The 26289-nt window shown below is 58.6% G+C and carries 20 protein-coding genes, 2 tRNA genes and 3 rRNA genes; 15 read left to right on the forward strand and 10 right to left on the reverse strand.

Annotation, left to right across the window (positions count from 1 at the left end):
- From trpC to rpe, 6 genes are all read right to left on the reverse strand, one after another.
- Window positions 1-801, reverse strand: coding sequence for an indole-3-glycerol phosphate synthase TrpC (gene trpC / locus CLU91_RS19550; protein ID WP_100875472.1), 801 nt, complete (start codon window positions 799-801; stop codon window positions 1-3).
- A gap of 34 nt (window positions 802-835) precedes the next feature.
- On the reverse strand, window positions 836-1879 hold the full coding sequence (trpD, locus tag CLU91_RS19555; protein WP_100875473.1) for an anthranilate phosphoribosyltransferase: 1044 nt from the start codon (window positions 1877-1879) through the stop codon (window positions 836-838).
- 65 nt (window positions 1880-1944) lie between these two features.
- Window positions 1945-2508 (reverse strand): aminodeoxychorismate/anthranilate synthase component II, encoded by a 564-nt coding sequence (locus CLU91_RS19560; RefSeq protein WP_100875474.1) that lies wholly within the window; start codon window positions 2506-2508, stop codon window positions 1945-1947.
- 1 nt (window position 2509) lies between these two features.
- Entirely contained in the window at window positions 2510-4006 is a 1497-nt protein-coding gene (trpE, locus tag CLU91_RS19565; protein WP_100875475.1) for an anthranilate synthase component I, read from the reverse strand.
- Between the two features lie 232 nt (window positions 4007-4238).
- Window positions 4239-4955 carry a phosphoglycolate phosphatase gene (locus CLU91_RS19570; RefSeq protein WP_100876815.1) on the reverse strand — a complete coding sequence of 239 codons (717 nt, stop codon included), beginning with the start codon at window positions 4953-4955 and terminating at the stop codon, window positions 4239-4241.
- On the reverse strand, window positions 4955-5629 hold the full coding sequence (gene rpe / locus CLU91_RS19575) for a ribulose-phosphate 3-epimerase (protein ID WP_100875476.1): 675 nt from the start codon (window positions 5627-5629) through the stop codon (window positions 4955-4957). Before rpe ends, CLU91_RS19570 begins: the two co-directional genes overlap by 1 nt.
- A 167-nt stretch (window positions 5630-5796) precedes the next feature.
- On the opposite strand from rpe, the gene apaG reads away from it, so the two are divergent.
- Window positions 5797-6171, forward strand: a complete 375-nt coding sequence (gene apaG, locus CLU91_RS19580) for a Co2+/Mg2+ efflux protein ApaG (RefSeq protein ID WP_034753698.1) — start codon at window positions 5797-5799, stop codon at window positions 6169-6171.
- A gap of 23 nt (window positions 6172-6194) precedes the next feature.
- On the opposite strand, the gene CLU91_RS28285 is transcribed toward apaG, so the two are convergent.
- Window positions 6195-6341: a hypothetical protein gene (locus tag CLU91_RS28285; RefSeq protein ID WP_167468630.1), complete on the reverse strand. Its 147-nt coding sequence runs from the start codon at window positions 6339-6341 to the stop codon at window positions 6195-6197.
- Window positions 6342-6438: 97 nt separating this feature from the next.
- Here CLU91_RS28285 and mltA point away from each other — a divergent pair, with 97 nt between their 5' ends.
- Entirely contained in the window at window positions 6439-7617 is a 1179-nt protein-coding gene (mltA, locus tag CLU91_RS19585; RefSeq protein ID WP_332870895.1) for a murein transglycosylase A, read from the forward strand.
- Window positions 7618-7649: 32 nt separating this feature from the next.
- On the opposite strand, the gene CLU91_RS19590 is transcribed toward mltA, so the two are convergent.
- Window positions 7650-8087 carry a universal stress protein gene (locus CLU91_RS19590; protein ID WP_100875477.1) on the reverse strand — a complete coding sequence of 146 codons (438 nt, stop codon included), beginning with the start codon at window positions 8085-8087 and terminating at the stop codon, window positions 7650-7652.
- 137 nt (window positions 8088-8224) lie between these two features.
- Window positions 8225-9526 carry an MFS transporter gene (locus CLU91_RS19595; RefSeq protein ID WP_232730804.1) on the reverse strand — a complete coding sequence of 434 codons (1302 nt, stop codon included), beginning with the start codon at window positions 9524-9526 and terminating at the stop codon, window positions 8225-8227.
- 76 nt (window positions 9527-9602) lie between these two features.
- Between CLU91_RS19595 and CLU91_RS19600 the strand changes: the two genes are divergently transcribed.
- The 8 genes from CLU91_RS19600 to CLU91_RS19635 all read left to right on the forward strand — a co-directional run bounded on the left by CLU91_RS19600 (window position 9603) and on the right by CLU91_RS19635 (window position 17471).
- The gene (locus tag CLU91_RS19600) at window positions 9603-10379 is read left to right on the forward strand and encodes an enoyl-CoA hydratase (protein ID WP_070282850.1); all 777 of its coding nucleotides are present in this window, start codon (window positions 9603-9605) and stop codon (window positions 10377-10379) included.
- Between the two features lie 366 nt (window positions 10380-10745).
- Window positions 10746-12276, forward strand: a 16S ribosomal RNA gene (locus CLU91_RS19605).
- Window positions 12277-12374: 98 nt separating this feature from the next.
- Window positions 12375-12451, forward strand: a tRNA-Ile gene (locus CLU91_RS19610).
- A 19-nt stretch (window positions 12452-12470) separates the two neighbouring features.
- Window positions 12471-12546, forward strand: a tRNA-Ala gene (locus tag CLU91_RS19615).
- A 238-nt stretch (window positions 12547-12784) separates the two neighbouring features.
- Window positions 12785-15660: ribosomal RNA gene (locus tag CLU91_RS19620) — 23S ribosomal RNA — on the forward strand.
- Window positions 15661-15798: 138 nt separating this feature from the next.
- Window positions 15799-15911, forward strand: a 5S ribosomal RNA gene (gene rrf / locus CLU91_RS19625).
- Together the 16S, 23S and 5S rRNA genes with 2 tRNA genes alongside form the textbook arrangement of a ribosomal RNA operon.
- 215 nt (window positions 15912-16126) lie before the next feature.
- Window positions 16127-16612 carry a cytochrome c-550 PedF gene (gene pedF / locus CLU91_RS19630; protein ID WP_100875478.1) on the forward strand — a complete coding sequence of 162 codons (486 nt, stop codon included), beginning with the start codon at window positions 16127-16129 and terminating at the stop codon, window positions 16610-16612.
- Window positions 16613-16637: 25 nt separating this feature from the next.
- Window positions 16638-17471 (forward strand): substrate-binding periplasmic protein, encoded by an 834-nt coding sequence (locus tag CLU91_RS19635; RefSeq protein WP_232730805.1) that lies wholly within the window; start codon window positions 16638-16640, stop codon window positions 17469-17471.
- Between the two features lie 57 nt (window positions 17472-17528).
- Here CLU91_RS19635 and CLU91_RS19640 read toward each other — a convergent pair whose 3' ends face one another.
- Window positions 17529-19673 (reverse strand): TonB-dependent receptor family protein, encoded by a 2145-nt coding sequence (locus CLU91_RS19640; RefSeq protein WP_100875480.1) that lies wholly within the window; start codon window positions 19671-19673, stop codon window positions 17529-17531.
- Between the two features lie 205 nt (window positions 19674-19878).
- On the opposite strand from CLU91_RS19640, the gene CLU91_RS19645 reads away from it, so the two are divergent.
- The 5 genes from CLU91_RS19645 (at window position 19879) to CLU91_RS19665 (ending at window position 26286) form a co-directional block, all read left to right on the forward strand.
- Window positions 19879-20835, forward strand: coding sequence for a beta-propeller fold lactonase family protein (locus tag CLU91_RS19645; protein WP_100875481.1), 957 nt, complete (start codon window positions 19879-19881; stop codon window positions 20833-20835).
- 252 nt (window positions 20836-21087) lie between these two features.
- Window positions 21088-22608 (forward strand): aldehyde dehydrogenase, encoded by a 1521-nt coding sequence (gene adh / locus CLU91_RS19650; RefSeq protein ID WP_071075146.1) that lies wholly within the window; start codon window positions 21088-21090, stop codon window positions 22606-22608.
- 54 nt (window positions 22609-22662) lie between these two features.
- Complete coding sequence (locus CLU91_RS19655) at window positions 22663-23052, forward strand: DUF779 domain-containing protein (RefSeq protein WP_034756816.1); 390 nt, start codon at window positions 22663-22665, stop codon at window positions 23050-23052.
- Window positions 23053-23107: 55 nt separating this feature from the next.
- A complete protein-coding gene (locus tag CLU91_RS19660; RefSeq protein WP_100876818.1) occupies window positions 23108-24838 on the forward strand; it encodes a PQQ-dependent methanol/ethanol family dehydrogenase in 1731 nt (576 codons plus the stop codon).
- 287 nt (window positions 24839-25125) lie between these two features.
- Complete coding sequence (locus CLU91_RS19665; RefSeq protein ID WP_100875482.1) at window positions 25126-26286, forward strand: porin; 1161 nt, start codon at window positions 25126-25128, stop codon at window positions 26284-26286.
- Window positions 26287-26289 lie beyond the last annotated feature (3 nt).

Raw genomic sequence — 26289 nt, forward strand, 5'->3', positions numbered from 1 at the left:
TTAACTGAACAGGCGTTCCAGTTCCACGCCGGGGTCTGGCGCGCGCATGAACGCTTCGCCCACGAGGAAACTGTGGATGTGCGCGTCGCGCATGCGTTGCACGTCGGCCGTGCTGTGGATGCCCGATTCCGTGATGATCAATTTGTCTTGCGGGATGCGCGGCAAAAGATTAATCGTCGTGTCCAGCGACGTCTCGAACGTGCGCAGGTTGCGGTTGTTGATGCCGATCAGCGCGCTCTTGAGTTTCAGGGCCGCCGTCAGTTCGTCGCCATCGTGGCTTTCGATCAGCACGCCCATGCCCAGTTCGTGGGCGCATGCTTCCATCTCCGCCATCAAGCCATGGTCGAGCGCCGCGACGATCAGCAGGATGCAGTCGGCGCCCATGGCGCGCGCTTCATAAATCTGGTACATGTCCACCATGAAGTCCTTGCGCAGCACGGGAATGGCGCAGGCGGCGCGCGCCTGCTGCAGGTATGCCACGCTGCCCTGGAAGAACTGTTCGTCCGTCAGCACGGACAGGCAGGCCGCGCCATGCTGGGCATAGCTGGCGGCGATGTCCGCCGGGCGGAAGTCGGCGCGGATCACGCCTTTCGATGGCGACGCTTTTTTGACTTCGGCGATGATGCCGGGCTTGCCGGCGGCGATGTGCTGGCGCAGGCTAGCTTCAAAACCGCGCAGACCGGCGCGCAGGGCGCCGTCGCTTTCCACGTCGCCGCGCAGGCTGGCCAGGCTGCGGCGGGCTTTGGCCTTGGCCACTTCGTCGGCCTTCACGGCCAGGATTTTATCGAGTATGTCGGACATGATGGTCGCTATTCTATAAGGGAGGGCGGAGGACTTACGCTTGTGCCGGGGTGCCCAGCTGCTGCGTCACCTGCACGAATTGTTCCAGTTTTGCCAAGGCGGCGCCCGAGCTGACGGCGGTGCGCGCGCGCGCCAGGCCGTCTTCGATCGAGCTGGCCACGCCGGCCGCGTACAGCGCCGTACCCGCGTTCAGGGCGACGATGTCGGCAGCGGCGCCGGGTTCGCCGCGCAGCGCTTCCATCATCTTCGCTTTTGACTCGATGGAGTCGGCCACCTTCAGGTTGCGGCTGGCGATCATCGACATGCCGAAGTCTTCCGGATGGATTTCATATTCGCGGATTTCGCCGTTGATCAGTTCACCGACCATGGTGGCCGCACCGAGCGACACTTCATCCATATTGTCGCGGCCATACACGACGATCGCATGCTGCGCGCCCAGGCGCTGCAGCACGCGCACCTGGATGCCGACCAGGTCAGCGTGGAACACGCCCATCAGAATGTTCGGCGCGCCGGCCGGATTGGTCAGCGGACCGAGGATATTGAAGATCGTGCGCACACCGAGTTCGCGGCGCACGGGCGCCGCATGCTTCATGGCCGCATGGTGGTTGGGCGCATACATGAAGCCGATGCCCGTTTGCGCGATCGACTGGGCGATCTGCTCGGGCTGCAGGTTGATGTTGACGCCCAGCGAGTCGAGCACGTCGGCGCTGCCGGACGAGGACGAGACGCTGCGCCCGCCATGCTTGGCCACGCGCGCGCCGGCGGCCGCCGCCACGAACATCGAGGCGGTGGAAATGTTAAACGTGTGCGCGCCATCGCCGCCCGTGCCGACGATGTCGAGCAGGTTGGTGGTGTCAGCCATGGGCACCTTGGTGGAAAACTCGCGCATCACTTGCGCGGCGGCGGCGATTTCGCCGATGGTTTCCTTTTTCACGCGCAGGCCCATGGTCAGCGCCGCGATCATGGTGGGTGACATTTCGCCGGACATGATCTGGCGGAACAGGTACAGCATTTCGTCGTGAAAGATTTCGCGGTGTTCGATGCAGCGCAGCAGGGCTTCTTGTGGGGTGATCGGCATGATGCTTCCTTCTTCAATGATGGCGCAGGAGGACACTGATGGCACGCCGTGGCGTGCGCAGGGAATCAGCGCTCGAGGAAATTCTTCAGCAGGGCGTGGCCGTGCTCCGAGAGGATCGATTCGGGGTGGAACTGCACGCCCTCGATATCGTATTCCCGGTGGCGCACGCCCATGATTTCGCCGTCGTCCGTCCACGCCGTCACTTCCAGGCAGGAAGGCAGCGAGGCGCGTTCGATCGCCAAAGAGTGGTAGCGGATCACTGTGAAGGGACTGGGCAAACCTTTGAAGACGCCCACGCGCGTATGCGCGATGAGGGAAGTCTTGCCATGCATGACTTGCTTGGCGCGGATGACCTTGCCGCCAAACGCTTCGCCGATGGCCTGGTGGCCCAGGCACACGCCCAGTATCGGTTTCTTGCCGGCGAAGTGCTTGAGCACTTCCACCGAAATGCCCGCCTGTGCCGGTGCTTTCGGGCCGGGCGAGATGCAGATGCGGTCCGGGTTCAGCGCTTCGATCTGTGCTATCGTGATTTCATCGTTGCGGTAGACCCGCACGTCTTCACCCAACTCGCCGAAATACTGCACGATGTTGTAGGTGAAGGAGTCGTAGTTGTCGATCATCAGCAGCATCTTAAAACTCCCCATCCAGGCCATCTTGCACTTGTTCGGCGGCGCGCAATACGGCGCGCGCCTTGTTTTCGGTTTCCTGCCATTCCAATTCGGGGATCGAGTCGGCCACGATGCCGGCCGCGGCCTGCACATACAGCATGCCGTCCTTGATCACGCCCGTGCGGATGGCGATGGCCACGTCCATTTCGCCGCCAAACGACAGGTAGCCGCAGGCGCCGCCGTAGATGCCGCGCTTGGTGATTTCCAGTTCGTCGATCACTTCCATGGCGCGCACTTTCGGCGCGCCCGTCAGGGTGCCGGCGGGGAAGGTCGCACGCAGCACGTCCAGGTTTGACAGGCCGTCTTTCAGCGTGCCTTCCACGTTCGAGACGATGTGCTGCACGTGCGAGTATTTTTCGATGACCATGCGGTCGGTGACTTGCACGCTGCCCGTTTCGGCGATGCGGCCGATGTCGTTGCGCGCCAGGTCGATCAGCATCACGTGTTCGGCGATCTCTTTCGGATCGGCCAGCAGTTCGGCCGACAGCTCGGCGTCGCGCTCTGGCGTGGCGCCGCGCGGACGGGTGCCGGCGATGGGGCGCAAGGTGACTTTCTTGCCGCCGTCTGCCCTCGTCTCGTTGCGCACCAAAATCTCGGGCGAGGCGCCGATGATCTGCATGTCGCCGAAATTATAGAAGTACATATACGGCGACGGATTGAGCGAACGCAGGGCGCGGTACAAGGTCAGCGGCGAATCGACATACGGTTTGCGGATGCGCTGGCCGATCTGCACCTGCATCAGGTCGCCCGCCATCACGTATTCATGCGCCTTGGCGACCGCCTTCAGGTAGTCTTCCTTGGAAAAGTCGCGGATGGTTTCCGTGCGCACGGAAGCGCTGGTGACGGGTGCATCGACGCCGCGGCGCAGCATCATGCGCAAGTCTTTCAGGCGCTGACGCGCTTTCGAGAACGACTCGGGCTGCGTGGTGTCGGCGTAGACGATCAGGTAGAGTTTGCCGGACAGGTTGTCGATGACGGCCAGTTCTTCCGTCACCATCAGCTGGATGTCGGGCAGGTTCAGGTCATCCTTCGGCGCGCCGCCGGCCAGCTTTTTCTCGATGTGGCGCACGGTGTCGTAGCCGAAGTAGCCGGCCAGGCCGCCGCAGAAACGCGGCATGCCGGGGCGCAGGGCCACCTTGAAGCGCGACTGGTACTGTTCGATGAAATCGAGCGGATTGCCTTCGTGCTCTTCGATCACGACGCCGTTCTTGACGATTTCCGTGTGGCTGCCATAGCTGCGCAACACGGTCGTGGCGGGCAAACCGATGAAGGAATAGCGGCCGAAGCGCTCGCCGCCGACGACGGATTCGAGCAAGAAGGTGTTCTTGCCGCCTTGCTGCGTCTGCGCCAGTTTCAGGTACAAGGTGAGCGGGGTTTCGAGGTCGGCAAAAGCTTCCGCGATCAGGGGAATGCGGTTGTAGCCTTGCTGGCCCAGCGATTTGAATTCGAGTTCGGTCATGTGTCTCTCCATGCCGCCAGGGTACGCGTGTGCGTCGTGCTGTCAAAGCACAGATCCTGCGGTGGGTTATCAAAAAACCTGCCGGCGCGCGTGCGCAGCCGACAGCAATCTTACACGGCTCGGCCCTCAGGCCTGCCAGGATTGCCAGCGTCGCCAAAGCCAGGCCTCAATCGAGCCGGTTTGGGTGACATTGTGTTTTTTGATGAGAAACGTGTTCACGATGTGGTGTGGGTCAGTATGCTGGTCTGTTGTGCATGCTTATAAAATGCGCCGCTTCGAGCAGCGTATTTACTATACCATCGGAATCGGTGTCGTGTATAGAGTGTCCGTGGTTGTAACCATACGGTACGGTCAAGACGGGGCAAGCCGCAGCCCGTGCCGCTTGCGCGTCATTCGAGGAGTCGCCGATGGCCACCACTCTGGCGGGTGCCAGGTCGAAGTCCGCGCACACTTGCAGCAGCGGCATGGGGTGCGGTTTTTTCTGCGGCAGCGAATCGCCGCCATAGACGATCTCGAAATACTGTGCCAGGTTTTTCTGTTGCAGCAGAGGCAGGGCGAAGGCGATCGGCTTGTTGGTGACGCAGGCCAGGCGCAAGCCCGCCGCCTGCATCGCCGCCAGCCCCGCTTCCACGTCCGGGTAGATGGTGCTGAACTGGCCGTTGATGGCCAGGTAGTGGCGCTGGTAGCCGTCCATCGCCTGCTCGAAACGCTGTTCCACGCCGGCCGCATCGAAGTCGAGCGCCAGCACGGTGCGGATCAGGTTTTCCGAACCCTTGCCCACCATCAGCTTGATGGCGTCGGCGCTGATGGGCGCCAGGCCCAGTTCGGCGCGCATGCCGTTGATGGCGACATGGAAATCGGGCACGGTGTCGAGCATCGTGCCATCGAGGTCGATGATGGCGGCGCGCACGCCGGCCAGTACGTGGTCTTTCACCGTGCCCGCTTGCATCATGCGCCCGTCACTTTTGCCAATTCGGCGCGCATGGCGTCGATGACTGCCTTGTAGTCGGGCTTGCCGAAGATGGCCGAACCGGCGACGAAGGTGTCGGCGCCAGCGGCGGCAGCGGCGGCGATGTTGTCGATCTTGATGCCGCCATCGACTTCCAGCATGATGTCACGGCCCGATTCGTCGATCATGCGGCGTGCTTCGGCGATTTTTTTCAGTGCTTGCGGAATGAAGGACTGGCCGCCGAAGCCTGGATTGACGGACATGATCAGGATGATGTCGATCTTGTCCATCACGTGTTCCAGGTAGTGCAGCGGCGTGCCCGGGTTGAACACCAGGCCCGATTTGCAGCCATTGTCGCGGATCAGCTGCAAGGAACGGTCAAGGTGATCCGACGCTTCCGGGTGGAAGGTGATGATGTTCGCGCCAGCCTTGGCGAAATCCGGGATAATGCGATCAACAGGCTTGACCATCAGATGCACGTCGATGGGTACTTGCACGTGCGGGCGGATCGCTTCGCATACCAGCGGGCCGATGGTCAGGTTCGGCACGTAATGGTTGTCCATCACGTCGAAGTGGATGATGTCGGCGCCGGCGGTAACGACGTTGCGTACTTCCTCGCCCAGGCGGGCAAAGTCGGCGGACAGGATGCTGGGAGCGATACGGAATGTTGTCATGGTGGCTTAGGGCTAAGAGTAGAAAATGCGAAGATGCGCTATTTTACGCTTGACGCCGTTACCATGCCTCATTGAAGCACGGTGGAACGCAGAATACACGGCGCGCGATGGCCTATGCGGCGCGCGCGACACACAATATGACTGGCAATGTCTGAATAGGAATGACGATGGCGACTTATGAATTTACGGTAACGGTCAAGACGCAATACCTGCCCGAGCAATCGGCACCGGACCAGGGGCGGCACGTGTTCAGCTATACGATCCGCGTCGTTAACACGGGCACGGCGGGCGCGCAACTGATTTCGCGCCACTGGGTCATCACGGATGCGAACAACAAGGTGGAAGAGGTGCGCGGCCTGGGCGCCGTCGGCCACCAGCCGTTGCTGCAGCCGGGCGAGCAGTTCGAATACACGAGCGGCACCATGCTGGGCACGCCGCAAGGTTCGATGCACGGCGAATATTTTTGCGTGGCCGAGGATGGCCATCAGTTCGAAGCGCCAATCCCCGAATTCGTGCTGTCGGTGCCGCGTACCCTGCATTAAGGAAACGCCGGGGGCTTGCCCCCTTACTTCAGTTTTTCGGTGGCGTCCTGTTCTTCACTGAGCTGCTTGCGCGCCGGCGGTGCGGGCTTTTTGCCCGAATACATGGTCCACCAGACTATAAATGCCAGCAAGAAGAACGCCACCAGCGCCTCTATCATCAAGATCCACATACGCACTCCTATGTTATTTACCCGCAGCTTAGTATTTACCCGCCGTCTGTTGACACGCGGTAGTCTACCCGTTTCAATCGGCGCCGTCGCGCTTGCGTTGTCCGCCTGTACCACGCCACCCGCGCCGCCCGCTGCCAGCGGCAAGGCGCCGCCCATCGCGCCGACCGTCGTCAAGCCCGTTCCGGCCAAACCGGCCGACGCCAAGGACGCTGCGGATGTGGCGGCGCCCACCTTCGTGCCCGCCAAATTTTCCGCCTTGCCAGGCTGGGCCCGCGACGACATGCGCGCCGCCTGGCCCGCCTTCATGGCCTCGTGCGGCGTGCTGGTCAAGCGTCCGGACTGGAAGGAATCGTGCACGATTGCGCGCCAGGTGAATGCGGACAGCGACAAGGCCATCCGCCTGTTCTTCGAGACCTTCTTTGTGCCCAATCAAGTCGTCACGGCCGATGGTGCCAGTACTGGTTTGGTGACCGGCTACTACGAACCCTTGCTGCACGGGGCGCGCAAGCGGGGCGGTCCCTACCAGACGCCGCTGTACAAGGTGCCCGACGACCTGGTTTCGGTGGATTTGTCCGGCGTGTATCCGGAATTGAAAAACATGCGCTTGCGGGGCAAGCTGGTCGGCAAGAAGGTGGTGCCGTACGCGACCCGCGCTGACATCGAGCGCGCCACATCCGTCACGGGCAAGGAATTGCTGTGGGTGGATGACGAAGTCGAGGCCTTTTTCCTGCAAGTACAGGGATCGGGGCGCGTGCAGCTGACCGATACGCAGGAAACCGTGCGCGTGGCGTACGCTGACCAGAATGGTCATCCGTATAAATCGATCGGCCGCTACCTGGTCGACAAGGGCGAGCTGACCCTGAGCCAGGCGTCCGCGCAGGGCATCAAGGCGTGGATCGCCGGCCATCCCACGCGCAAGGATGAATTGTTCAACGCCAATCCCAGCTATGTCTTCTTCAAGGAAGAGCGCTTGCCCGATCCGAAAGTGGGACCGAAGGGCGCATTGGGCGTGCCGCTGACGCCGCAGCGCTCGGTGGCCATCGATTCGCGCTTTTTGCCGCTGGGTGCGCCCGTGTTCCTGTCCACCACGCAAGCCAATAGCGAGATCCCCATGCAGCGCCTGGTGATGGCGCAGGATACGGGCGGCGCCATCCGCGGGCCGATCCGGGTCGATTATTTCTTTGGTTTTGGCGCGGAAGCGGCCGAGAATGCGGGCCGCATGAAGCAGAGCGGCGCCGTGTGGGTGTTGTTGCCGAAGCAGGCGCCGGCGCGCTAGGGAAAGCGTCGCCGGGCAGTTCGTGGTGTGACTTAGCGCAGTACCATCACTGGCAGGTGCGTGTGGGCCAGCACTTTTTGCGTTTCGCTGCCCACGAACAACTTGTTCAAGCCTTTGCGGCCATGCGAAGCCATCAGGATGATGTCGCAATGGTAGGTTTGCGCCGCATTGACGATTTCATCGTGCGGGCTCGGCGACACGGCGACCACGCCTTCGAAAGGCACGCCTGCGGCACTTGCCGCCTCGCCGATCTTGTCGATGGCGCGTTGCGACGCTTCCTGCATCTGCTGTTCATACAGGCTGGCGTCGAGCACGATGCCGCCGTCGGCCATCGGCGAGAACGGGAACGGCTGCACCACGCTGATGGCGACCAGCTTGGCCTTGTTCAATTGGGCGAAGGCGAGGGCGGTCTCGGCGGCTTTGTCGGACAGCGGCGAGCCGTCGGTGGGAAATAAGATGGTGTTAAACATAGCGTGCTCCTCAAGTGATGTAAGACAGCTTATGGATTTACATCAATTAAAACCTTGATATAAATCAAACCTCATAGGCTTTGGCGTGAATAGTGTCGCCAAAGCAATCTTTTGCCAGTGTATTCCCGTTCACCGCTTCAGGTGCGCACGCTACGCAGCGGCGTGCCCCACACCATCGCGACGGTCAACACAATGCTGCCAGCCGCGATGCAAGCGAGGCCAGTGCGCACGCCGAAGTGTTCCGCTACCCAGCCGGCGGCCAGCGCGCCCAGCGGCGCCGTCGCCACCGTCAGGAAACGCATGGTCGACGTCATGCGGCCCAGCATGGGGTCGGGCGTGACCTTCTGGCGCAGGCCCAGGTAGGGAATGAAGAACAGCATCACGCCGCAATCGAAAAAGAACATCAATATGGCATAGGCCACGGCGCTGGCGGCCGCGCTGCCAAACAGTGCGGCGGGAATCGTGGGCGTCAGGGCAAAACAGAGCGAGGTCGATGCCAGGCCGATCAGGATGGTGCGGCCGGCGCCGTAGCGGCGCGTCAGCGGCTTGACGATGAAGGCGCTGAGCAGCACGCCGGCGCCACCGAGCATCTGCGTCATGCCCAGCACGCCAGGACTCATGCCCAGGTCGCGCGTGGCGAACAGCACCGTCAATGCCATGCTGGCATAAAACAGGAAGTGCCAGATGCCGGCGCCCCAGGCCAGTGCACGCAGCAGCGGTTCGCGCCAGACGAACAGCAAGCCGTCGGCGATGTCGCGCAAGGCGTGCTTGTCAGACGGCGCCGGCCGTGGATCGCGCACGCTCATGGCGCGCAAATTGCAGACGGAAACCAGATAGCCGCACGCCGTGCACAGGATGGCGACGGGCGCCGACAGCACTTGCACCAGCACGCCGGCCAGGCCGGGACCGATCAGGCGCGAAGCCGATTCGGTGGCGGCAAACTTTGATTGCGCATCGATCAAGCCGTCGCGGCCCACCAGGAAAGTCAGGAACACCTGTTCGGCGCCGCCACCGACGACGAAGCCCGTGCCGATGATGAACCCCACTATATATAACCATGGCATCGACAGCACGCCGCACCAGTAGGCCACGGCCACGCTGGCCAGGGCCAGGCCGGACATGCTTTCGCTGAACAGCATGATCGGGTGCTTGCTGCGCCGGTCCAGCAGCACGCCGACGGGCAAGCCGAAGAGGGCGAACGGCAGCGCCTGCAAGGCGACGAGCACGCCCATCTGTTCCGGCGTCGCATGTAGTAACAATACCGCGCACAGGGGCAGGGCCAGCGAGGTGATCTGGGCGCCGAAGCAATTGAGGCCGTTGCTGAACCACAGGCGGCGGAAATTGACGCTGGCGGCGCTGCCGTCGCCGCGCAGGTAACGGGCGCAGTACTGGAAGAAGGAAGAGAAAATACGCTGCTCGATAAAGATGATCGGACTCACAATAATAGCAGCGCACCTGCCGCGCCGCTGCCGTTAGCCGCTACAATCGTTGCACCGTTCATCGAGAGGAGACACCATGCAATACGAAGACCTGATCATCGACATCCAGGACAAAGTGGCGGTCATCCGCCTGAACCGCCCCAAGGCTTTGAACGCCTTGAACGACAACATGATGAATGAGCTGGGCGACGCCCTGCTCAAATTCGATGCGGACGAGAATATCGGCTGTATCGTCCTCACGGGTAGCGAAAAAGCATTTGCCGCCGGCGCCGATATCGCCGCCATGGCCGATTACACCTATCCGGACACCTTTACCCAGGGTTACATCAGCCGCAACTGGGAGCATATCTTGCGTGTGCGCAAACCCGTGGTGGGCGCGGTGGCCGGCTATGCGCTTGGTGGCGGCTGCGAACTGGCCATGATGTGTGATTTCCTGATCGCCGCCGACAGCGCCAAATTTGGCCAGCCGGAAATCAAGGTCGGCGTCACGCCAGGCGCGGGCGGCACGCAGCGCTTGCCGCGCGCCATCGGCAAGGCCAAGGCCATGGATCTGCTGCTGACGGCGCGCACCATCGATGCTGCCGAGGCGGAACGCATCGGCCTCGTGTCGCGCGTGGTGCCGGCTGATAAATTGCTGGAAGAAACCCTGGCTGCCGCCAAGACCATTGCCGCCATGCCGACCTCGGTGGCCATGATGATCAAGGATTGCGTCAACCGCGCTTTTGAAACCACCTTGACCGATGGTGTCGCCTACGAGCGCCGTTTGTTCCAGGCCGCCTTCGGCACGCCGGCGCAAAAAGAAGGCATGCACGCTTTCCTGGAAAAGCGCTTGCCAAACTTCGACGGTCTTTGATATGATTCGCCTCCTCGCAAAACGACGCACACAAAACATGGTGTTGCAGAGTAAAACGGGGAGAAAAAGAAGGTTGACGAAATGCTGCAAACGCTTCATACTCTTCCTTCTTCGCAGCTGACAAACACAACGATTTGTCGATAGCGCGAAAGTAGCACCGAATACAGTTCTTTAACAATTAACAGTCGATAAGTGTGGGCATTTGATGTAAGTGCAGCGCTGCGCAAGCAGCGTAAAACTTAAAATATCAAATGTTCACAAGAAATAATGAAATAGGATACTTCTTCGGAAGTAGCCTGTCAGTTTTTTGAGTGAGCGACCCATCAGCAATGATGGTGCCTGTAAAAGGGCAAAGTAACAGAGATTAAACTGAAGAGTTTGATCCTGGCTCAGATTGAACGCTGGCGGCATGCCTTACACATGCAAGTCGAACGGCAGCACGGAGCTTGCTCTGGTGGCGAGTGGCGAACGGGTGAGTAATATATCGGAACGTACCCTAGAGTGGGGGATAACGTAGCGAAAGTTACGCTAATACCGCATACGATCTAAGGATGAAAGTGGGGGATCGCAAGACCTCATGCTCGTGGAGCGGCCGATATCTGATTAGCTAGTTGGTAGGGTAAAAGCCTACCAAGGCATCGATCAGTAGCTGGTCTGAGAGGACGACCAGCCACACTGGAACTGAGACACGGTCCAGACTCCTACGGGAGGCAGCAGTGGGGAATTTTGGACAATGGGCGAAAGCCTGATCCAGCAATGCCGCGTGAGTGAAGAAGGCCTTCGGGTTGTAAAGCTCTTTTGTCAGGGAAGAAACGGTGAGAGCTAATATCTCTTGCTAATGACGGTACCTGAAGAATAAGCACCGGCTAACTACGTGCCAGCAGCCGCGGTAATACGTAGGGTGCAAGCGTTAATCGGAATTACTGGGCGTAAAGCGTGCGCAGGCGGTTTTGTAAGTCTGATGTGAAATCCCCGGGCTCAACCTGGGAATTGCATTGGAGACTGCAAGGCTAGAATCTGGCAGAGGGGGGTAGAATTCCACGTGTAGCAGTGAAATGCGTAGATATGTGGAGGAACACCGATGGCGAAGGCAGCCCCCTGGGTCAAGATTGACGCTCATGCACGAAAGCGTGGGGAGCAAACAGGATTAGATACCCTGGTAGTCCACGCCCTAAACGATGTCTACTAGTTGTCGGGTCTTAATTGACTTGGTAACGCAGCTAACGCGTGAAGTAGACCGCCTGGGGAGTACGGTCGCAAGATTAAAACTCAAAGGAATTGACGGGGACCCGCACAAGCGGTGGATGATGTGGATTAATTCGATGCAACGCGAAAAACCTTACCTACCCTTGACATGGCTGGAATCCCCGAGAGATTGGGGAGTGCTCGAAAGAGAACCAGTACACAGGTGCTGCATGGCTGTCGTCAGCTCGTGTCGTGAGATGTTGGGTTAAGTCCCGCAACGAGCGCAACCCTTGTCATTAGTTGCTACGAAAGGGCACTCTAATGAGACTGCCGGTGACAAACCGGAGGAAGGTGGGGATGACGTCAAGTCCTCATGGCCCTTATGGGTAGGGCTTCACACGTCATACAATGGTACATACAGAGCGCCGCCAACCCGCGAGGGGGAGCTAATCGCAGAAAGTGTATCGTAGTCCGGATTGTAGTCTGCAACTCGACTGCATGAAGTTGGAATCGCTAGTAATCGCGGATCAGCATGTCGCGGTGAATACGTTCCCGGGTCTTGTACACACCGCCCGTCACACCATGGGAGCGGGTTTTACCAGAAGTAGGTAGCTTAACCGCAAGGAGGGCGCTTACCACGGTAGGATTCGTGACTGGGGTGAAGTCGTAACAAGGTAGCCGTATCGGAAGGTGCGGCTGGATCACCTCCTTTCTAGAGTTTGCACGAATCAGTCATGATTCACGCATCAAATGTTCACACTTATCGGCTGTTTAATTAAGAAGAAACAGTAGTCGTAGTAGCACCGCGTTGGGGCTGTAGCTCAGCTGGTTAGAGCACCGTGTTGATAACGCGGGGGTCGTTGGTTCGAGTCCAACCAGCCCTACCAGCTAATTAGTAAAATCTCAGGGGGATTAGCTCAGCTGGGAGAGCACCTGCTTTGCAAGCAGGGGGTCGTCGGTTCGATCCCGTCATCCTCCACCACGTTTTATTCGAAAGTACAAATGTAAGCCTCGGGGTTTAGATTTGATCTTTTAGCGATCAAAGCTGTTTCGTTCTTTAACAATCTGGAAGAAGTAAAGATTATTTATTGATCGGTTTGCCGTAAAAAGCGAATCGATGGGTAATGATTGTATGTATCAACAAACAAGCAACAACGTTGTACTTTCTTATCCCTGTAGCGCTCTTTGATAGTTTCGATTATCAGAGGCTAACGTTATAGGGACAAGCGAATAAGTGCACATGGTGGATGCCTTGGCGATTACAGGCGATGAAGGACGTAGTAGCTTGCGATAAGCTGCGGGGAGTGAGCAAACACACTTTGATCCGCAGATTTCCGAATGGGGCAACCCACCCTTTTAGGGTATTGCATACTGAATACATAGGTATGCAAGGCGAACGCGGCGAACTGAAACATCTAAGTAGCTGCAGGAAAAGAAATCAACCGAGATTCCCAAAGTAGCGGCGAGCGAAATGGGAAGAGCCTGTACGTGATAGTCGGACTGATAGAAGAATCCTCTGGAAATAGGAACCGTAGCGGGTGATAGTCCCGTATTCGAAATCAGACCGGTGATACTAAGCGTACGACAAGTAGGGCGGGACACGTGACATCCTGTCTGAATATGGGGGGACCATCCTCCAAGGCTAAATACTCGTAATCGACCGATAGTGAACCAGTACCGTGAGGGAAAGGCGAAAAGAACCCCGGAAGGGGAGTGAAATAGATCCTGAAACCGTGTGCATACAAACAGTAGGAGCGGACTTGTTCCGTGACTGCGTACCTTTTGTATAATGGGTCAGCGACTTACATTCAGTGGCAAGGTTAACCGAATAGGGAAGCCGTAGAGAAATCGAGTCCGAATAGGGCGATCAGTCGCTGGGTGTAGACCCGAAACCAAGTGATCTACTCATGGCCAGGATGAAGGTGCGGTAACACGCCCTGGAGGTCCGAACCCACTAATGTTGAAAAATTAGGGGATGAGCTGTGGGTAGGGGTGAAAGGCTAAACAAACTTGGAAATAGCTGGTTCTCTCCGAAAACTATTTAGGTAGTGCCTCAAGTATCACCATCGGGGGTAGAGCACTGTTATGGCTAGGGGGTCATTGCGACTTACCAAACCATTGCAAACTCCGAATACCGATGAGTGCGAGCTTGGGAGACAGACGTCGGGTGCTAACGTCCGGCGTCAAGAGGGAAACAACCCAGACCGCCAGCTAAGGTCCCAAAGATTGGCTAAGTGGAAAACGAAGTGGGAAGGCTAAAACAGTCAGGATGTTGGCTTAGAAGCAGCCATCATTTAAAGAAAGCGTAATAGCTCACTGATCGAGTCGTCCTGCGCGGAAGATGTAACGGGGCTAAGCCAGTCACCGAAGCTGCGGATATATAGCAATATATATGGTAGGAGAGCGTTCTGTAAGCCTGCGAAGGTGTCTTGTAAAGGATGCTGGAGGTATCAGAAGTGCGAATGCTGACATGAGTAGCGATAATGGGGGTGAAAAGCCTCCACGCCGTAAGCCCAAGGTTTCCTGTTCAACGTTCATCGGAGCAGGGTGAGTCGGCCCCTAAGGCGAGGCAGAGATGCGTAGCTGATGGGAAGCAGGTTAATATTCCTGCACCGTCGTATGATGCGATGGGGGGACGGATCGCGGAAGGTTGTCCAACTGTTGGAATAGTTGGTTTTTGGCTCATAGAAGGCGCTTAGGCAAATCCGGGCGCGGAATTCAAGGGGTTGAGACGAGTGCACTTGTGCACGAAGCAATCGGAAGTGGTTCCAAGAAAAGCCTCTAAGCTTCAGTCATACGAGACCGTACCGCAAACCGACACAGGTGGGCGAGATGAGTATTCTAAGGCGCTTGAGAGAACTCGGGAGAAGGAACTCGGCAAATTGGTACCGTAACTTCGGGAAAAGGTACGCCCCGGTAGCTTGACTGGTTTACTCCAGAAGGGTGAAAGGGTTGCAATAAACTGGTGGCTGCGACTGTTTAATAAAAACACAGCACTCTGCAAACACGAAAGTGGACGTATAGGGTGTGACGCCTGCCCGGTGCTGGAAGATTAAATGATGGGGTGCAAGCTCTTGATTGAAGTCCCAGTAAACGGCGGCCGTAACTATAACGGTCCTAAGGTAGCGAAATTCCTTGTCGGGTAAGTTCCGACCTGCACGAATGGCGTAACGATGGCCACACTGTCTCCTCCCGAGACTCAGCGAAGTTGAAATGTTTGTGATGATGCAATCTACCCGCGGCTAGACGGAAAGACCCCATGAACCTTTACTGTAGCTTTGCATTGGACTTTGAACCAATCTGTGTAGGATAGGTGGGAGGCTTTGAAGCGGGGACGCTAGTTCTCGTGGAGCCAACCTTGAAATACCACCCTGGTTTGTTTGAGGTTCTAACCTTGGTCCGTTATCCGGATCGGGGACAGTGCATGGTAGGCAGTTTGACTGGGGCGGTCTCCTCCTAAAGTGTAACGGAGGAGTTCGAAGGTACGCTAGATACGGTCGGACATCGTGTTGATAGTGCAATGGCATAAGCGTGCTTAACTGCGAGACTGACAAGTCGAGCAGGTACGAAAGTAGGACATAGTGATCCGGTGGTTCTGTATGGAAGGGCCATCGCTCAACGGATAAAAGGTACTCTGGGGATAACAGGCTGATTCCTCCCAAGAGTTCATATCGACGGGGGAGTTTGGCACCTCGATGTCGGCTCATCACATCCTGGGGCTGTAGCCGGTCCCAAGGGTATGGCTGTTCGCCATTTAAAGTGGTACGTGAGCTGGGTTTAAAACGTCGTGAGACAGTTTGGTCCCTATCTGCCGTGGGCGTTGGAAATTTGAAGGGGGCTGCTCCTAGTACGAGAGGACCGGAGTGGACGTATCTCTGGTGTACCGGTTGTCACGCCAGTGGCATTGCCGGGTAGCTAAATACGGAAGAGATAACCGCTGAAAGCATCTAAGCGGGAAACTTGCCTTGAGATGAGATTTCCCAGAGCCTTGAGCTCTTTGAAGGGTCGTTCGAGACCAGGACGTTGATAGGCTGGGTGTGGAAGTGCAGTAATGCATTAAGCTAACCAGTACTAATTGCCCGTACGGCTTGTCCCTATAACCTTAGCAGGTACAGAGGATAAGACGGTACAACGTTGCGTGTTTGTTGATACTACCAGTCATTACCCCAATCTTTGCTTCTTCCAGATTCAGGCTTTGTCGCTCCATTGAGGACAAATGCCAGTACAAGTTATGCCTGATGACCATAGCAAGTTGGTCCCACCCCTTCCCATCCCGAACAGGACCGTGAAACAACTTTGCGCCGATGATAGTGCTGCAACCAGTGTGAAAGTAGGTTATCGTCAGGCTTGTTATACGCAGTAGAGAAAAACCCGATCAGCAATGGTCGGGTTTTTTTTCGTCTGGTGGTTTTATCTGGCGCTGGCGGATTACACGTGCGGTGACACATATACGTGTTGCAGCTGTTCCAAATTGATACATGGGCGGCCGGATGCGGGGCAAATACGCATGGCATGGCATTTGCTCTTCTTGGATATTCACTAAAAAAACCAAGGAGACCAGCATGACCTATTCCATTCGTACCCTGCTCGGCATGGCGGCCGCCGGCGCCGTTGCCCTCACTTCCCTGCTGACCTTGCCGCATGCCTATGCGCACGGCAATGTCACGCCGCAAGGCGTCGACACCACCGGCTTGCCCAAGGTGGGCGACAAGTGGCTCGAACAAAACCCGTATCGTGGCAACAAGCTGGCCTTGACGGTCGGCACCTCGGCCTACAACCAGAATTGCGCGCGTTGCCACGGCATCGAAGCCATCTCGGGCGGTATCGCGCCGGACTTGCGCCAGCTCGACCGCGATTGCTTCGGTATCAAGAATGAGACAAAGAAACAGGCTTGCTATAAGGAAACGGACAATTATTTCCTGACGACTATTCGTCACGGTAAAGTACGCAATGGCGCCGTGTACATGCCGCCGTTCGAAGGCGTGTTCAACCAGGAAGCCATGTGGGCCATCAAGACCTACCTGGAAACCCGCCGCGAATCCAATTAAGCCGAATTGATCACGAAGGAGTCCCATGCGTTCATTTCAACTCCGGGGCAAGCGAGCGATGCTCTCGCTCGCTTGCCTGGCGCTGTGCGCAGCCGCGCCGGCGCGCGCCGACTGGCAGAAAGTGCAGCAGTCGGGCAGCCTGAAAGTGGCTGTGTATAACGAGTTTTCTCCGTTTTCCGACAAGGGCACGGGCATCGATATCGACATCGCCGAAGCGCTGGCGAAAAAGCTGGGGCTGAAACTGAGCTTGCTGCCATTTCCCGCCGGCGAAAACCTGAACGACGATTTGCGCAATATGGTGTGGAAGGGGCATTACCTCGGTTATGGTCCTGCCGACGTGATGCTGCATGTGCCCGTCGACAAGAAATTGATGGCGGATAACGACAAGGTCGAGATCTTCGCACCGTACTACGTGGAAACCGTGCGCCTGGCGCGCAGCGCGCAAGCCGTGCCGCAGTTCGATGGCGTCGCTACGCTGGCTGGCAAGCGTATCGGCGTGGAAAAAGTATCGATCGCCGCCATGCTGATGCTGGGCGAAGACAATGGCAAGTACCGCGACGACGTGCGCATCTTCGACACGGCCGCCGAAGCCTTGCAGCAATTGCAGGCGGGAAAGCTCGACGCGGTGCTGGCGAATCGTTCGGAAATCGAGTCGGTGCTGAAAAGCGATCCCGCTTTCCCCTTGAGCGAAGTGGCGTTCGCCCGCTTGCCGCGTGCCGGCTGGGCCGTGGGCCTGGCCGTCAGCAAGCAACAACTCGACGTGGGCAAGTTGCTGCAGGCAGCCATGAACGAGATGGCGGCCAGCGGCGAATTGAAAGCTATCTTTGAGAAATATGGCGTGAAGGAAGCGCGGCCGTAACAGGTCATGCTAGTCAGGTAAAAAGCCCGCGTATCTTCCGATACGCGGGCTTTTTCTTTAGAAACTGTACTGGGCGCTAACCCCCAGCAACCAGTTACGTCCCGGCGCCGCTTCATAGTAGCGCTTGTTGCTGTCGCCGACGATGACGGAGCCCACGTAGGTCTTGTCGAAAAGATTGTTCAGGCGGGCAAATTCCTTGAAGCGCCAATTCCCTACGTTTTGCTTGGCGTTGAAGCGCGCGTTGAACACCGTGTAGCCTGGCGCCGGCTTTTCGATGTTGCTGTCTTCCGCGTAGACCTGCTTGCTGGCCACGCTTTCCAGCGCTGCGCCGAAGCGGTCGAGCGTGTCTTTCCACGCCAGTTCCGCAAACAGGTTGGCGCTGGGTATGCCCGGCAATCGACTGCCTTCGCGCACGCTGCCAAAGGCCTGGTCATACACGGCGTGCAGGCTGGTCAGCGCCACTTTTGTCGTGAAACCATACGGCAGGTTCGAGTCCAGCGATATTTCCATACCCTGGCGCAAGGTCTTGCTGGCATTGATGTAGCTGGTGCGACCGTTACCAGAGTTCTGGCCGTCGACCACCAGTTCGTCATTCGTCTTGATCTGGAACACGGCCGCGTTCACCTGCGTGTTGTGATTGATCCTGGCCTTGATACCCGCTTCCAGGTTGGTGCTGGTGGCGGGTTTCAAGTTGAAATTGAAGCCGCTGTTTTTACCCGAGTAAAACAGTTCGTTCAGGGTAGGCGCTTCGAAGCCGCGCGCGGCGCTGGCGTACACGTTGACGTTCGGCGTCAGTTTATACAGCAGGCCCAGCACCGGTGTCGTGTGGCTGAACTCCAGGCTGCCGCTGTCGTTGCCATTGCTGAGATAGCGGTCGTTGACCGACACTTTCATCTTGCTGTAGCGCACACCAGCGCTCAGCAGCCATGGCCCGCTTTGCCATTCCGCCTGGATATACGGGTCGAGACTGGAGACGACATCCTGCTCGTCGCGGCGCAGCTTGCCTTTTACGCCAAAGCTATTGCCAATGTAATTTTCATAGCCGGTGCGGTCATCGCTGGAGCGGCCGTAATCGATGCCGATGGTGGTGCTCAGTTTGCCGCCGGCCAGCTGGTTCACGTGCAGCCAATTGGTATCGATGCCATAGAACTGACGCTGGAAGTCGACCACGCCGCCTGAGTGTGAGGGAGGGTTCTGGAAACCGATGTTGAAAGCCTGGTACTGGATCACATCGCGGTTGCCGCCATACACCATCACATGCAGGCGGTCGTCGCCGAACGACTGTTCATAAGTGGCGCCGATTTGTTGGTGGTCGATGCTCTTGCGCGTGTTGTAGCGCTCGGCCAGGGTGCGTTTCGGGTTCTGTGTATCCGTCGTATCGATTTCGCCGGCGCGCGAGTCGCGGGCAAACGTGGCCCAGGTGGCGCCCAGCGGATCTTGCGTGTTGCCTTGATGCAGGCTGTTGGCAACGATGGTCAGCTTGCTGTCCGCATTGGGCTTGACGGTGATCTTGCCGAAGGCCTGTTCGCGCGTGGCGGCGCTGTGGTCGCGGAAACCATCCGTGCGGAAGCGCGAGCCGTCGAGCACGTAGCCGATACCGCCTGCCTGGCCTTGTGCCGTCAGGTCCACCTTGCTGGTGCCGAAACTGCCGCCCGTTACATTCAATTCGACGGACGGGGGATTTTGCCCATCCCTGGAAAACAGCTGGATCACGCCGCCCGAGTGATTGCCGTAGATGGCGGAGAAAGGTCCGCGCAGCACTTCGATGCGTTCTGCCGTGTCGAGGTTGAAGGTGGCGGCCTGGCCCTGGCCGTCCGGCATGCTGGCAGGAATGCCATCGCTGACCAGTTTGACGCCGCGCACGCCGAAAGCCGAGCGTGCGCCGAAGCCGCGCGACGAGATCTGCAAGTCTTGCGCATAGTTCTGGCGGTTTTGCACAACCAGGCCTGGCACGGCGGCCAGCGCTTCCGACGCGTTGACGCGGATTTGCCCATCCTGGATGCGGGCGCTGTCGACAACGTCGATCGAGGCCGGCACTTCCTGGCTGGGGTGGGCGATGCGGCTGCCGCTGACGACCACCGTATCCATCAGTTGCCCGTTGGCCAGGTCAGCTGCCTCGGCGGCAAAAACGTGGGGGGCGAGGGTGGCGCTGCCGGCGACAAACAGGCTGGCAATGGTGTTCAAGCGGAAACGATGCTGCATGCGGATTCTCCAATGTGATTAAAAGCCTGCTTTGGTCGCGTGCGCGGCGCAGGTCTGCATAGTTGTATCAAGCAATATGCCTGCCATGTCTCCATTGGTGGGCTGAAATTATACGCGTGTCGGTGGCACGGCGTTTGCATGCAGCAATGTTCAGAGGCGCCGATGCCGCGCGCTTTTCCTGTGTTTTTCCATTGAAAAGGTGATTATGCCCAACTTCTTCTCACGCTTGCGCCAGGTGTGCTGGCTGCTGCCTGCGCTCGCCAGCACCGCCCTCCAGGCCGCTCCTTTTGCCTATGTCCCCAATGAAAAATCGGGCACCTTGAGCGTGATCGATACGGCCACCGACCAGGTGGTGCGCCAGATCGCGGCAGGCAAGCGGCCGCGCGGCATCGCCGCCGACCCCAGCGGACGGCAATTGTTTGTTACCGATGCGGCCAGCAGCGCCTTGTTGCTGATCGATAACGCGACCGGCACGCCCGTGCGCACGGTGGCGCTGGGCAAGTCGCCGGAAGGGGTCAGCGCCTCGCAAGATGGTAGTCATGTGGCCGTGGCCGTCGAGGAAAACAATAGCGTGGCCTTGCTCGATGGCCAGACGGGCGTCTTGCTAGCCGATATCAAGGTGCACGGACGTAACCCGGAACATGCCGTATTCAGCCCGGACGGGCGCTGGCTGCTGGTCAGTGCGGAAGAGGCCGAGCAAGTCGATGTCATTGATGTGGCGCAACGCCGCCAGGTCGCTTCCATCGCCGTGGGCCTGCGGCCGCGCGGCATCGGTTTCAGTCCGGACTCGGGCCGTGCCTACGTGGCGTGCGAACTGGTCAATGCCGTGTATGTGATCGACATGGCCGAGCGCAAGGCCATCGCCACCATTCCAGCGGGCAAGAATGCGAATGGCATCGCCGTCCATCCTGGCGGCAAGCAGGTGTATGTCTCGAACGGTATCGATGGCACGGTGATGGTGATCGACACCGCCAGTCATCAGGTCACGGCCACCATTCCCGTCGGCAAGCGTCCGTGGAATATGGCCATCACGCCCGATGGCAGCAAACTGTACGTGGCCAATGGCCGCTCGAACAGCGTTTCCGTCATCGACACGGCCAGCGCGCGCAAGGTGGCCGATATTGCCGTGGGCGAATTGCCATGGGGCGTGGTGATTCGCTAGTGACACAGGTGCAGGTGTTCCAGTCTGGTACACCTGTTCCATTGTGCAGCGGCTCAAGCCCGGGCATGCGCTGAAAAGCGCGCCGGTATTGACGCCACACCCTTGTAACAGGGGGAAAAGCGGCTAAGTTTGTAGTGGGATGGCGAGCTGGCACGGCATTTGCGGAAGACTCCGTGTACTCACCCCATCTGTACCAGGACGTTTGATTTTAATTAAAGTATTTCCATTCTAATTAACCCGATAGAGGACGACATGAATCTCGCAGACATCAGCAAACTGGGCGTAGCCAATCCCTTCAAACAACGCTATGACAATTACATCGGCGGCAAATTCGTTGCCCCAGTAAAAGGTGAATACTTTCCTAACATTACGCCGATCACGGGCTTGCCATTTTGCGAAATTGCCCGTTCCACGGCGGAAGACGTCGAGCTGGCCTTGGACGCCGCCCATGCCGCCAAGGATGCCTGGGGCAAGACCTCGCCTGCCGAGCGCGCCAATATCCTGAACCGCATCGCCGACCGCATCGAACAAAACCTGAGCCTGATTGCCACGGCGGAAACCATCGACAACGGCAAGCCGATCCGCGAAACGATGAATGCCGACATTCCGCTGGCCATCGACCATTTCCGTTATTTTGCCGGCTGCATCCGCGCGCAGGAAGGTTCCGTCGCGCAAATCGATGCGGAAACCTATGCCTATCACTACCACGAGCCGCTCGGTGTCGTGGGCCAGATCATTCCGTGGAATTTCCCGATTCTGATGGCCGTATGGAAACTGGCACCAGCCCTGGCCGCCGGCAATTGCGTCGTCTTGAAACCGGCCGAGCAAACCCCGGCGTCCATCATGGTGTTGATCGAACTGATCGGCGACTTGCTGCCACCGGGCGTGCTGAACATCATCAACGGTTTCGGCCTGGAAGCGGGCAAGCCGCTGGCCTCGAGCAAGCGCATCGCCAAGATCGCCTTTACGGGCGAAACGGGCACGGGCCGCCTGATCATGGGCTATGCCGCGCAAAACCTGATTCCCGTCACCCTGGAGCTGGGCGGCAAGTCGCCGAATATCTTCTTTGAAGACGTGATGGATGCCGATGATGATTATTTCGATAAGTGCCTGGAAGGTTTTACCATGTTTGCGCTGAACCAGGGCGAGGTGTGCACCTGTCCATCGCGCGTGCTGATCCAGGAATCGATCTACGAGAAATTCATCGAACGCGCCTTGAAGCGCGTGGCCGCCATCAAGCAGGGCAACCCGCTCGACTCGTCCACCATGATCGGCGCCCAGGCGTCGCAGGAGCAGCTGGAAAAAATCCTGTCCTACCTCGACATCGGCCGCCAGGAAGGCGCCGAAGTGCTGGCCGGCGGTGAGCGCCATACGCAGGCCGGCGATCTGGAGGGCGGCTACTACGTGCGTCCGACCGTGTTCAAGGGCAACAACAAGATGCGCATCTTCCAGGAAGAGATTTTCGGACCGGTCGTCTCCGTGACCACCTTCAAGGATGAGGCCGAAGCGCTGGCGATTGCCAACGACACCTTGTATGGCCTCGGTGCCGGCTTGTGGACGCGTGACGGTTCGCGCGCCTTCCGCATGGGACGCGCCATCCAGGCGGGCCGCGTGTGGACCAATTGCTACCACCTGTATCCAGCCCACGCCGCGTTCGGCGGCTACAAGCAATCGGGTATCGGCCGCGAAAACCACAAGATGATGCTCGACCACTACCAGCAAACGAAGAACTTGCTGGTGAGCTATAGCCCGAAAGCGCTGGGCTTCTTCTAAACCGGCAACAGGCGCCGCACCCTTGGTCGGGGGCGGCGCGCAGAAAGGGATGCCATGAGTGCAGCAATTGCCCGGGTGGTCGCCACCGATGCGGCGCTGGAAATGATGGACAAGTTGCGCCAGCGTCACGGCCCGTTGATGTTTTTCCAGTCGGGCGGCTGCTGCGACGGCAGCGCGCCCATGTGCTATGCGCTGGGCGAGTTCGATGTCAGCGATACCGATATCTATCTCGGCAATTTGAATGGCACACCGTTTTACATGGGACTCGAGCAATTCGAGTACTGGGAGCATACCCAGTTGATTATCGATGTGGTCGATGGCAATGGCGGCATGTTTTCACTCGACAACGGCACGGGCAAGCGCTTCCTGACGCGCTCGCGCCTGTTCACCGATGAAGAGTGCGCGCTGTTGCATGCCCAGCCGCATGAGCACCGCAAGACTTGATACACACATACTAATAAAACAGAGGGAGATGATTGTGCAGAAAAAAATCATGGGGATGGTCGTCGGTTTGAGTTTGGCATCGCTGGCCCAGGCGGCCGACGTGGGCAATGTCACCAATGCCATGCTCGACAATACGGCGAAGAATCCGGCCAGCGTGCTGTCGTTTGGCATGGGCACGCAGGGCCAGCGCTATTCGCCGTTGACACAAATCAATGACAAGACCGTGGCCAAGCTGGTGCCGGCCTGGTCGTTCTCGTTTGGCGGCGAAAAACAGCGTGGCCAGGAATCGCAGCCGCTGATTCATAACGGCAAGATGTTCGTCACGGCATCGTATTCACGCATCTTTGCCGTCGACCTGAAAACGGGCGCCAAGCTGTGGAAATATGAGCATCGTTTGCCGGACGGCATCATGCCCTGCTGCGACGTGGTCAACCGCGGTGCCGCCCTGTATGGCAACCTGGTGATTTTCGGCACGCTCGACGCCTATCTGGTGGCGCTCGACCAGAACACGGGCAAGATCGTCTGGAAGGAAAAAGTCGACGATTATGCGGCCGGCTACTCGATGACGGCCGCGCCGCTGATCGCCGAAGGCTTGCTGCTGACGGGCGTGTCGGGCGGGGAATTCGGCATCGTCGGCCGGGTAGAAGCGCGCAACCCGATGACGGGCGACCTCGTGTGGAGCCGTCCGACGGTAGAGGGGCACATGGGCCACCGCTATGACAAGGATGGCAAGGCCATCGACAACGGTATCTCGGGAACCGTGAACAAGACCTGGCCGGGCGACCTGTGGAAAACGGGCGGCGCCTCGACGTGGATGGGCGGCACCTACGATCCGCAAACCAAGCTCGCGTATTTTGGCACGGGCAACCCGGCGCCATGGAACAGCCACTTGCGTCCCGGCGATAATCTGTATTCGTCGTCCACCGTGGCGCTGGACGTGAAAACGGGGCAGATCAAATGGGCGTATCAAAACACGCCCAACGATGCCTGGGATTTCGATGGCGCCAACGAGTTTGTCACCTTCGACATGGATGGCAAGCGCTACGGTGGCAAGGCCGACCGCAACGGTTTCTTTTATGTGATCGACGCCAACACGGGCAAGCTGCAGAACGCCTTTCCGTTTGTGAAGAAAATCACCTGGGCCAGCAGCATCGACCTGAAAACGGGACGGCCGAACTACATCGCCGCCGGCCGCCCTGGCGACCCGACCAAGGGCGAGGAGGGCAAGAAGGGCACGACCGTGTTTGCCGCGCCCGCTTTCCTCGGCGCCAAAAACCAGATGCCGATGGCGTACTCGCCGCAAACCAAGCTGTTCTATGTGCCTGCGAACGAATGGGGCATGGATATCTGGAACGAGCCGATCAGCTACAAGAAGGGCGGCGCCTTCCTCGGTGCCGGTTTTACCATCAAGCCCTTGTTTGACGACTACATCGGCGCCATGCGGGCCGTCGATCCGAAGACGGGCAAAATCGTGTGGGAAATCAAGAACAACGCGCCGCTGTGGGGCGGCGTGATGAGCACGGCCGGCAACCTGGTGTTCTACGGCACGCCGGAAGGTTTCCTGAAAGCCGTCGATGCGAAGACGGGCAAGGAGCTGTGGAAATTCCAGACGGGCTCCGGCGTCGTGGCGCCGCCCGTCACCTGGCAGGATGGCGACACGCAATATGTTGCCGTCGTTTCCGGCTGGGGTGGCGCGGTGCCGCTGTGGGGCGGCGAAGTGGCGAAGAAAGTCAACTTCCTGGAACAGGGCGGTTCCGTGTGGGTCTTCAAACTGGCATCGAAGTAAGGGGGTGAAGCATCCGGGCCACTCGGATGGGTGTCTCCCTGTCCGCCGGGTGTTTTCTTTTTGCTGACGGCCCAGGCCGTCAGTTTTTTGTTTACCTGTATGCCCGCTACGCCTGCTTGCGGTCAAAAAATGAACACTGTCAGTGGCGATTGATCCGCTGCTGCACACCTTAACTACGCTTTTTCTCTTTCTCCCTCTGAGCCGTGCTGGGCACGCTTATTGCCAAAGCTTGAGGTACATCAATCACTGGTGTGCACACTAAAAACAGAGAAGAAAGAGGAGACGCAATGAACACATGGATCAAGCTGGGGAGCCTCGGTGTCATGACAATCGCAGCGGTGGGGCAGGCACAAGCCGTCGATATCAAGGCGGGCGACTGGACCGTGTCGGTGGGCGGCATCGTCAACGCCTATTACACGCAAGTATCGTGTTCGGGCGATGCGGTGGGCGGGCTGGCGCTGGGCGGCCAGGCGCTCGGTTGCGGCGGCGAAAAGGACCGCACCACCATCGGCAATGGCTTGCTGCCGAATGGCTTGATCACTTCGGCAAGCTCACGCCTGGGCGAGTACGACGTGAAAGCCTTGATCGGGATCTACAACTCGACGGCCACCGACAGCGCCATCAGCCAGAACAGCGTGGTCGACGTGCGCCAGGCCTTCTTTACGTTTGGCAATGAGCACATGGGCACCTTCAAGCTGGGCCGCGACTATGGCATCTTCGGCGCAAATGCGATTTTGTCCGACATGACCTTGTTGGGCTCGGGCGCACCGGTGCAGGCGACGCAGCGGGGCCGGGTGACCCTGGGCCATATCGGTGCCGGCTACACCTATCTGGGCAACTATGGCCAGATCATGTACAGCTCGCCGAAGTCCGGCGGCGTTGGCGTCGATGTGGCGCTGGTCAGCCCCGTCTCCGATACGCCCATCGTGGCAGGCTCGACCTATTCCTCGAAGTCGAGCCCGCAAGTGCAGGCACAAGTGACGTATGCGCAGGAAGGATTGAAAGCCTGGCTGGGCGTGAAGTCGCAAAAATTCACCTCGAAAACGCCGGGTGTCGATGACCTGACCATGCGCGGCGTGGAAGTGGGCGGCTCGTACCAGATGGGTCCGGCTGGCGTATTGGTCAACTTCCAGGGCGGCAAAGGACTGGGGATACTCTCCGATGCGGATCAGGGCGATACCAAGTCGAAGAACTGGCTGCTGCAAGGCACGTATAAAACGACGGACAAGCTGAAGCTGGGCTTGTCTTACGGCATCAGCAAGAACGACGACAACACGGCCGGCACGGGTGGCTTGAAGTCGAACGCCAACCTGACCCTGGGCGCGTACTACTCGCTCAACAGCGCGATCACCCTGGTGGGCGAACTGGGCCAGACGCGCTCGAAAGGCTTTGCGGGCGGCGAAGCGAAGATGAATGGCGTGTCGCTGGGCGGCATTATTTTCTTCTAATTA

This window comes from Janthinobacterium sp. 64 (assembly GCF_002813325.1).
Classification (GTDB): Bacteria; Pseudomonadota; Gammaproteobacteria; order Burkholderiales; family Burkholderiaceae_D; genus Janthinobacterium.

Excerpts from the sequence above, each read along its gene's own strand:
- rpe (WP_100875476.1), bottom strand. The coding sequence starts at position 5,629 with ATGACAACATTCCGTATCGCTCCCAGCATCCTGTCCGCCGACTTTGCC.
- CLU91_RS19590 (WP_100875477.1), bottom strand. The coding sequence starts at position 8,087 with ATGTTTAACACCATCTTATTTCCCACCGACGGCTCGCCGCTGTCCGAC.
- trpC (WP_100875472.1), bottom strand. The coding sequence starts at position 801 with ATGTCCGACATACTCGATAAAATCCTGGCCGTGAAGGCCGACGAAGTG.
- CLU91_RS19665 (WP_100875482.1), top strand. The coding sequence starts at position 25,126 with ATGAACACATGGATCAAGCTGGGGAGCCTCGGTGTCATGACAATCGCA.
- CLU91_RS19560 (WP_100875474.1), bottom strand. The coding sequence starts at position 2,508 with ATGCTGCTGATGATCGACAACTACGACTCCTTCACCTACAACATCGTG.
- CLU91_RS19570 (WP_100876815.1), bottom strand. The coding sequence starts at position 4,955 with ATGCAAGCGGGCACGGTGAAAGACCACGTACTGGCCGGCGTGCGCGCC.
- CLU91_RS19600 (WP_070282850.1), top strand. The coding sequence starts at position 9,603 with ATGCAATACGAAGACCTGATCATCGACATCCAGGACAAAGTGGCGGTC.
- pedF (WP_100875478.1), top strand. The coding sequence starts at position 16,127 with ATGACCTATTCCATTCGTACCCTGCTCGGCATGGCGGCCGCCGGCGCC.
- trpE (WP_100875475.1), bottom strand. The coding sequence starts at position 4,006 with ATGACCGAACTCGAATTCAAATCGCTGGGCCAGCAAGGCTACAACCGC.
- adh (WP_071075146.1), top strand. The coding sequence starts at position 21,088 with ATGAATCTCGCAGACATCAGCAAACTGGGCGTAGCCAATCCCTTCAAA.
- CLU91_RS19660 (WP_100876818.1), top strand. The coding sequence starts at position 23,108 with ATGGTCGTCGGTTTGAGTTTGGCATCGCTGGCCCAGGCGGCCGACGTG.
- CLU91_RS19645 (WP_100875481.1), top strand. The coding sequence starts at position 19,879 with ATGCCCAACTTCTTCTCACGCTTGCGCCAGGTGTGCTGGCTGCTGCCT.
- apaG (WP_034753698.1), top strand. The coding sequence starts at position 5,797 with ATGGCGACTTATGAATTTACGGTAACGGTCAAGACGCAATACCTGCCC.
- trpD (WP_100875473.1), bottom strand. The coding sequence starts at position 1,879 with ATGCCGATCACCCCACAAGAAGCCCTGCTGCGCTGCATCGAACACCGC.
- CLU91_RS19635 (WP_232730805.1), top strand. The coding sequence starts at position 16,638 with ATGCGTTCATTTCAACTCCGGGGCAAGCGAGCGATGCTCTCGCTCGCT.
- CLU91_RS19655 (WP_034756816.1), top strand. The coding sequence starts at position 22,663 with ATGAGTGCAGCAATTGCCCGGGTGGTCGCCACCGATGCGGCGCTGGAA.
- CLU91_RS19640 (WP_100875480.1), bottom strand. The coding sequence starts at position 19,673 with ATGCAGCATCGTTTCCGCTTGAACACCATTGCCAGCCTGTTTGTCGCC.
- CLU91_RS28285 (WP_167468630.1), bottom strand. The coding sequence starts at position 6,341 with ATGTGGATCTTGATGATAGAGGCGCTGGTGGCGTTCTTCTTGCTGGCA.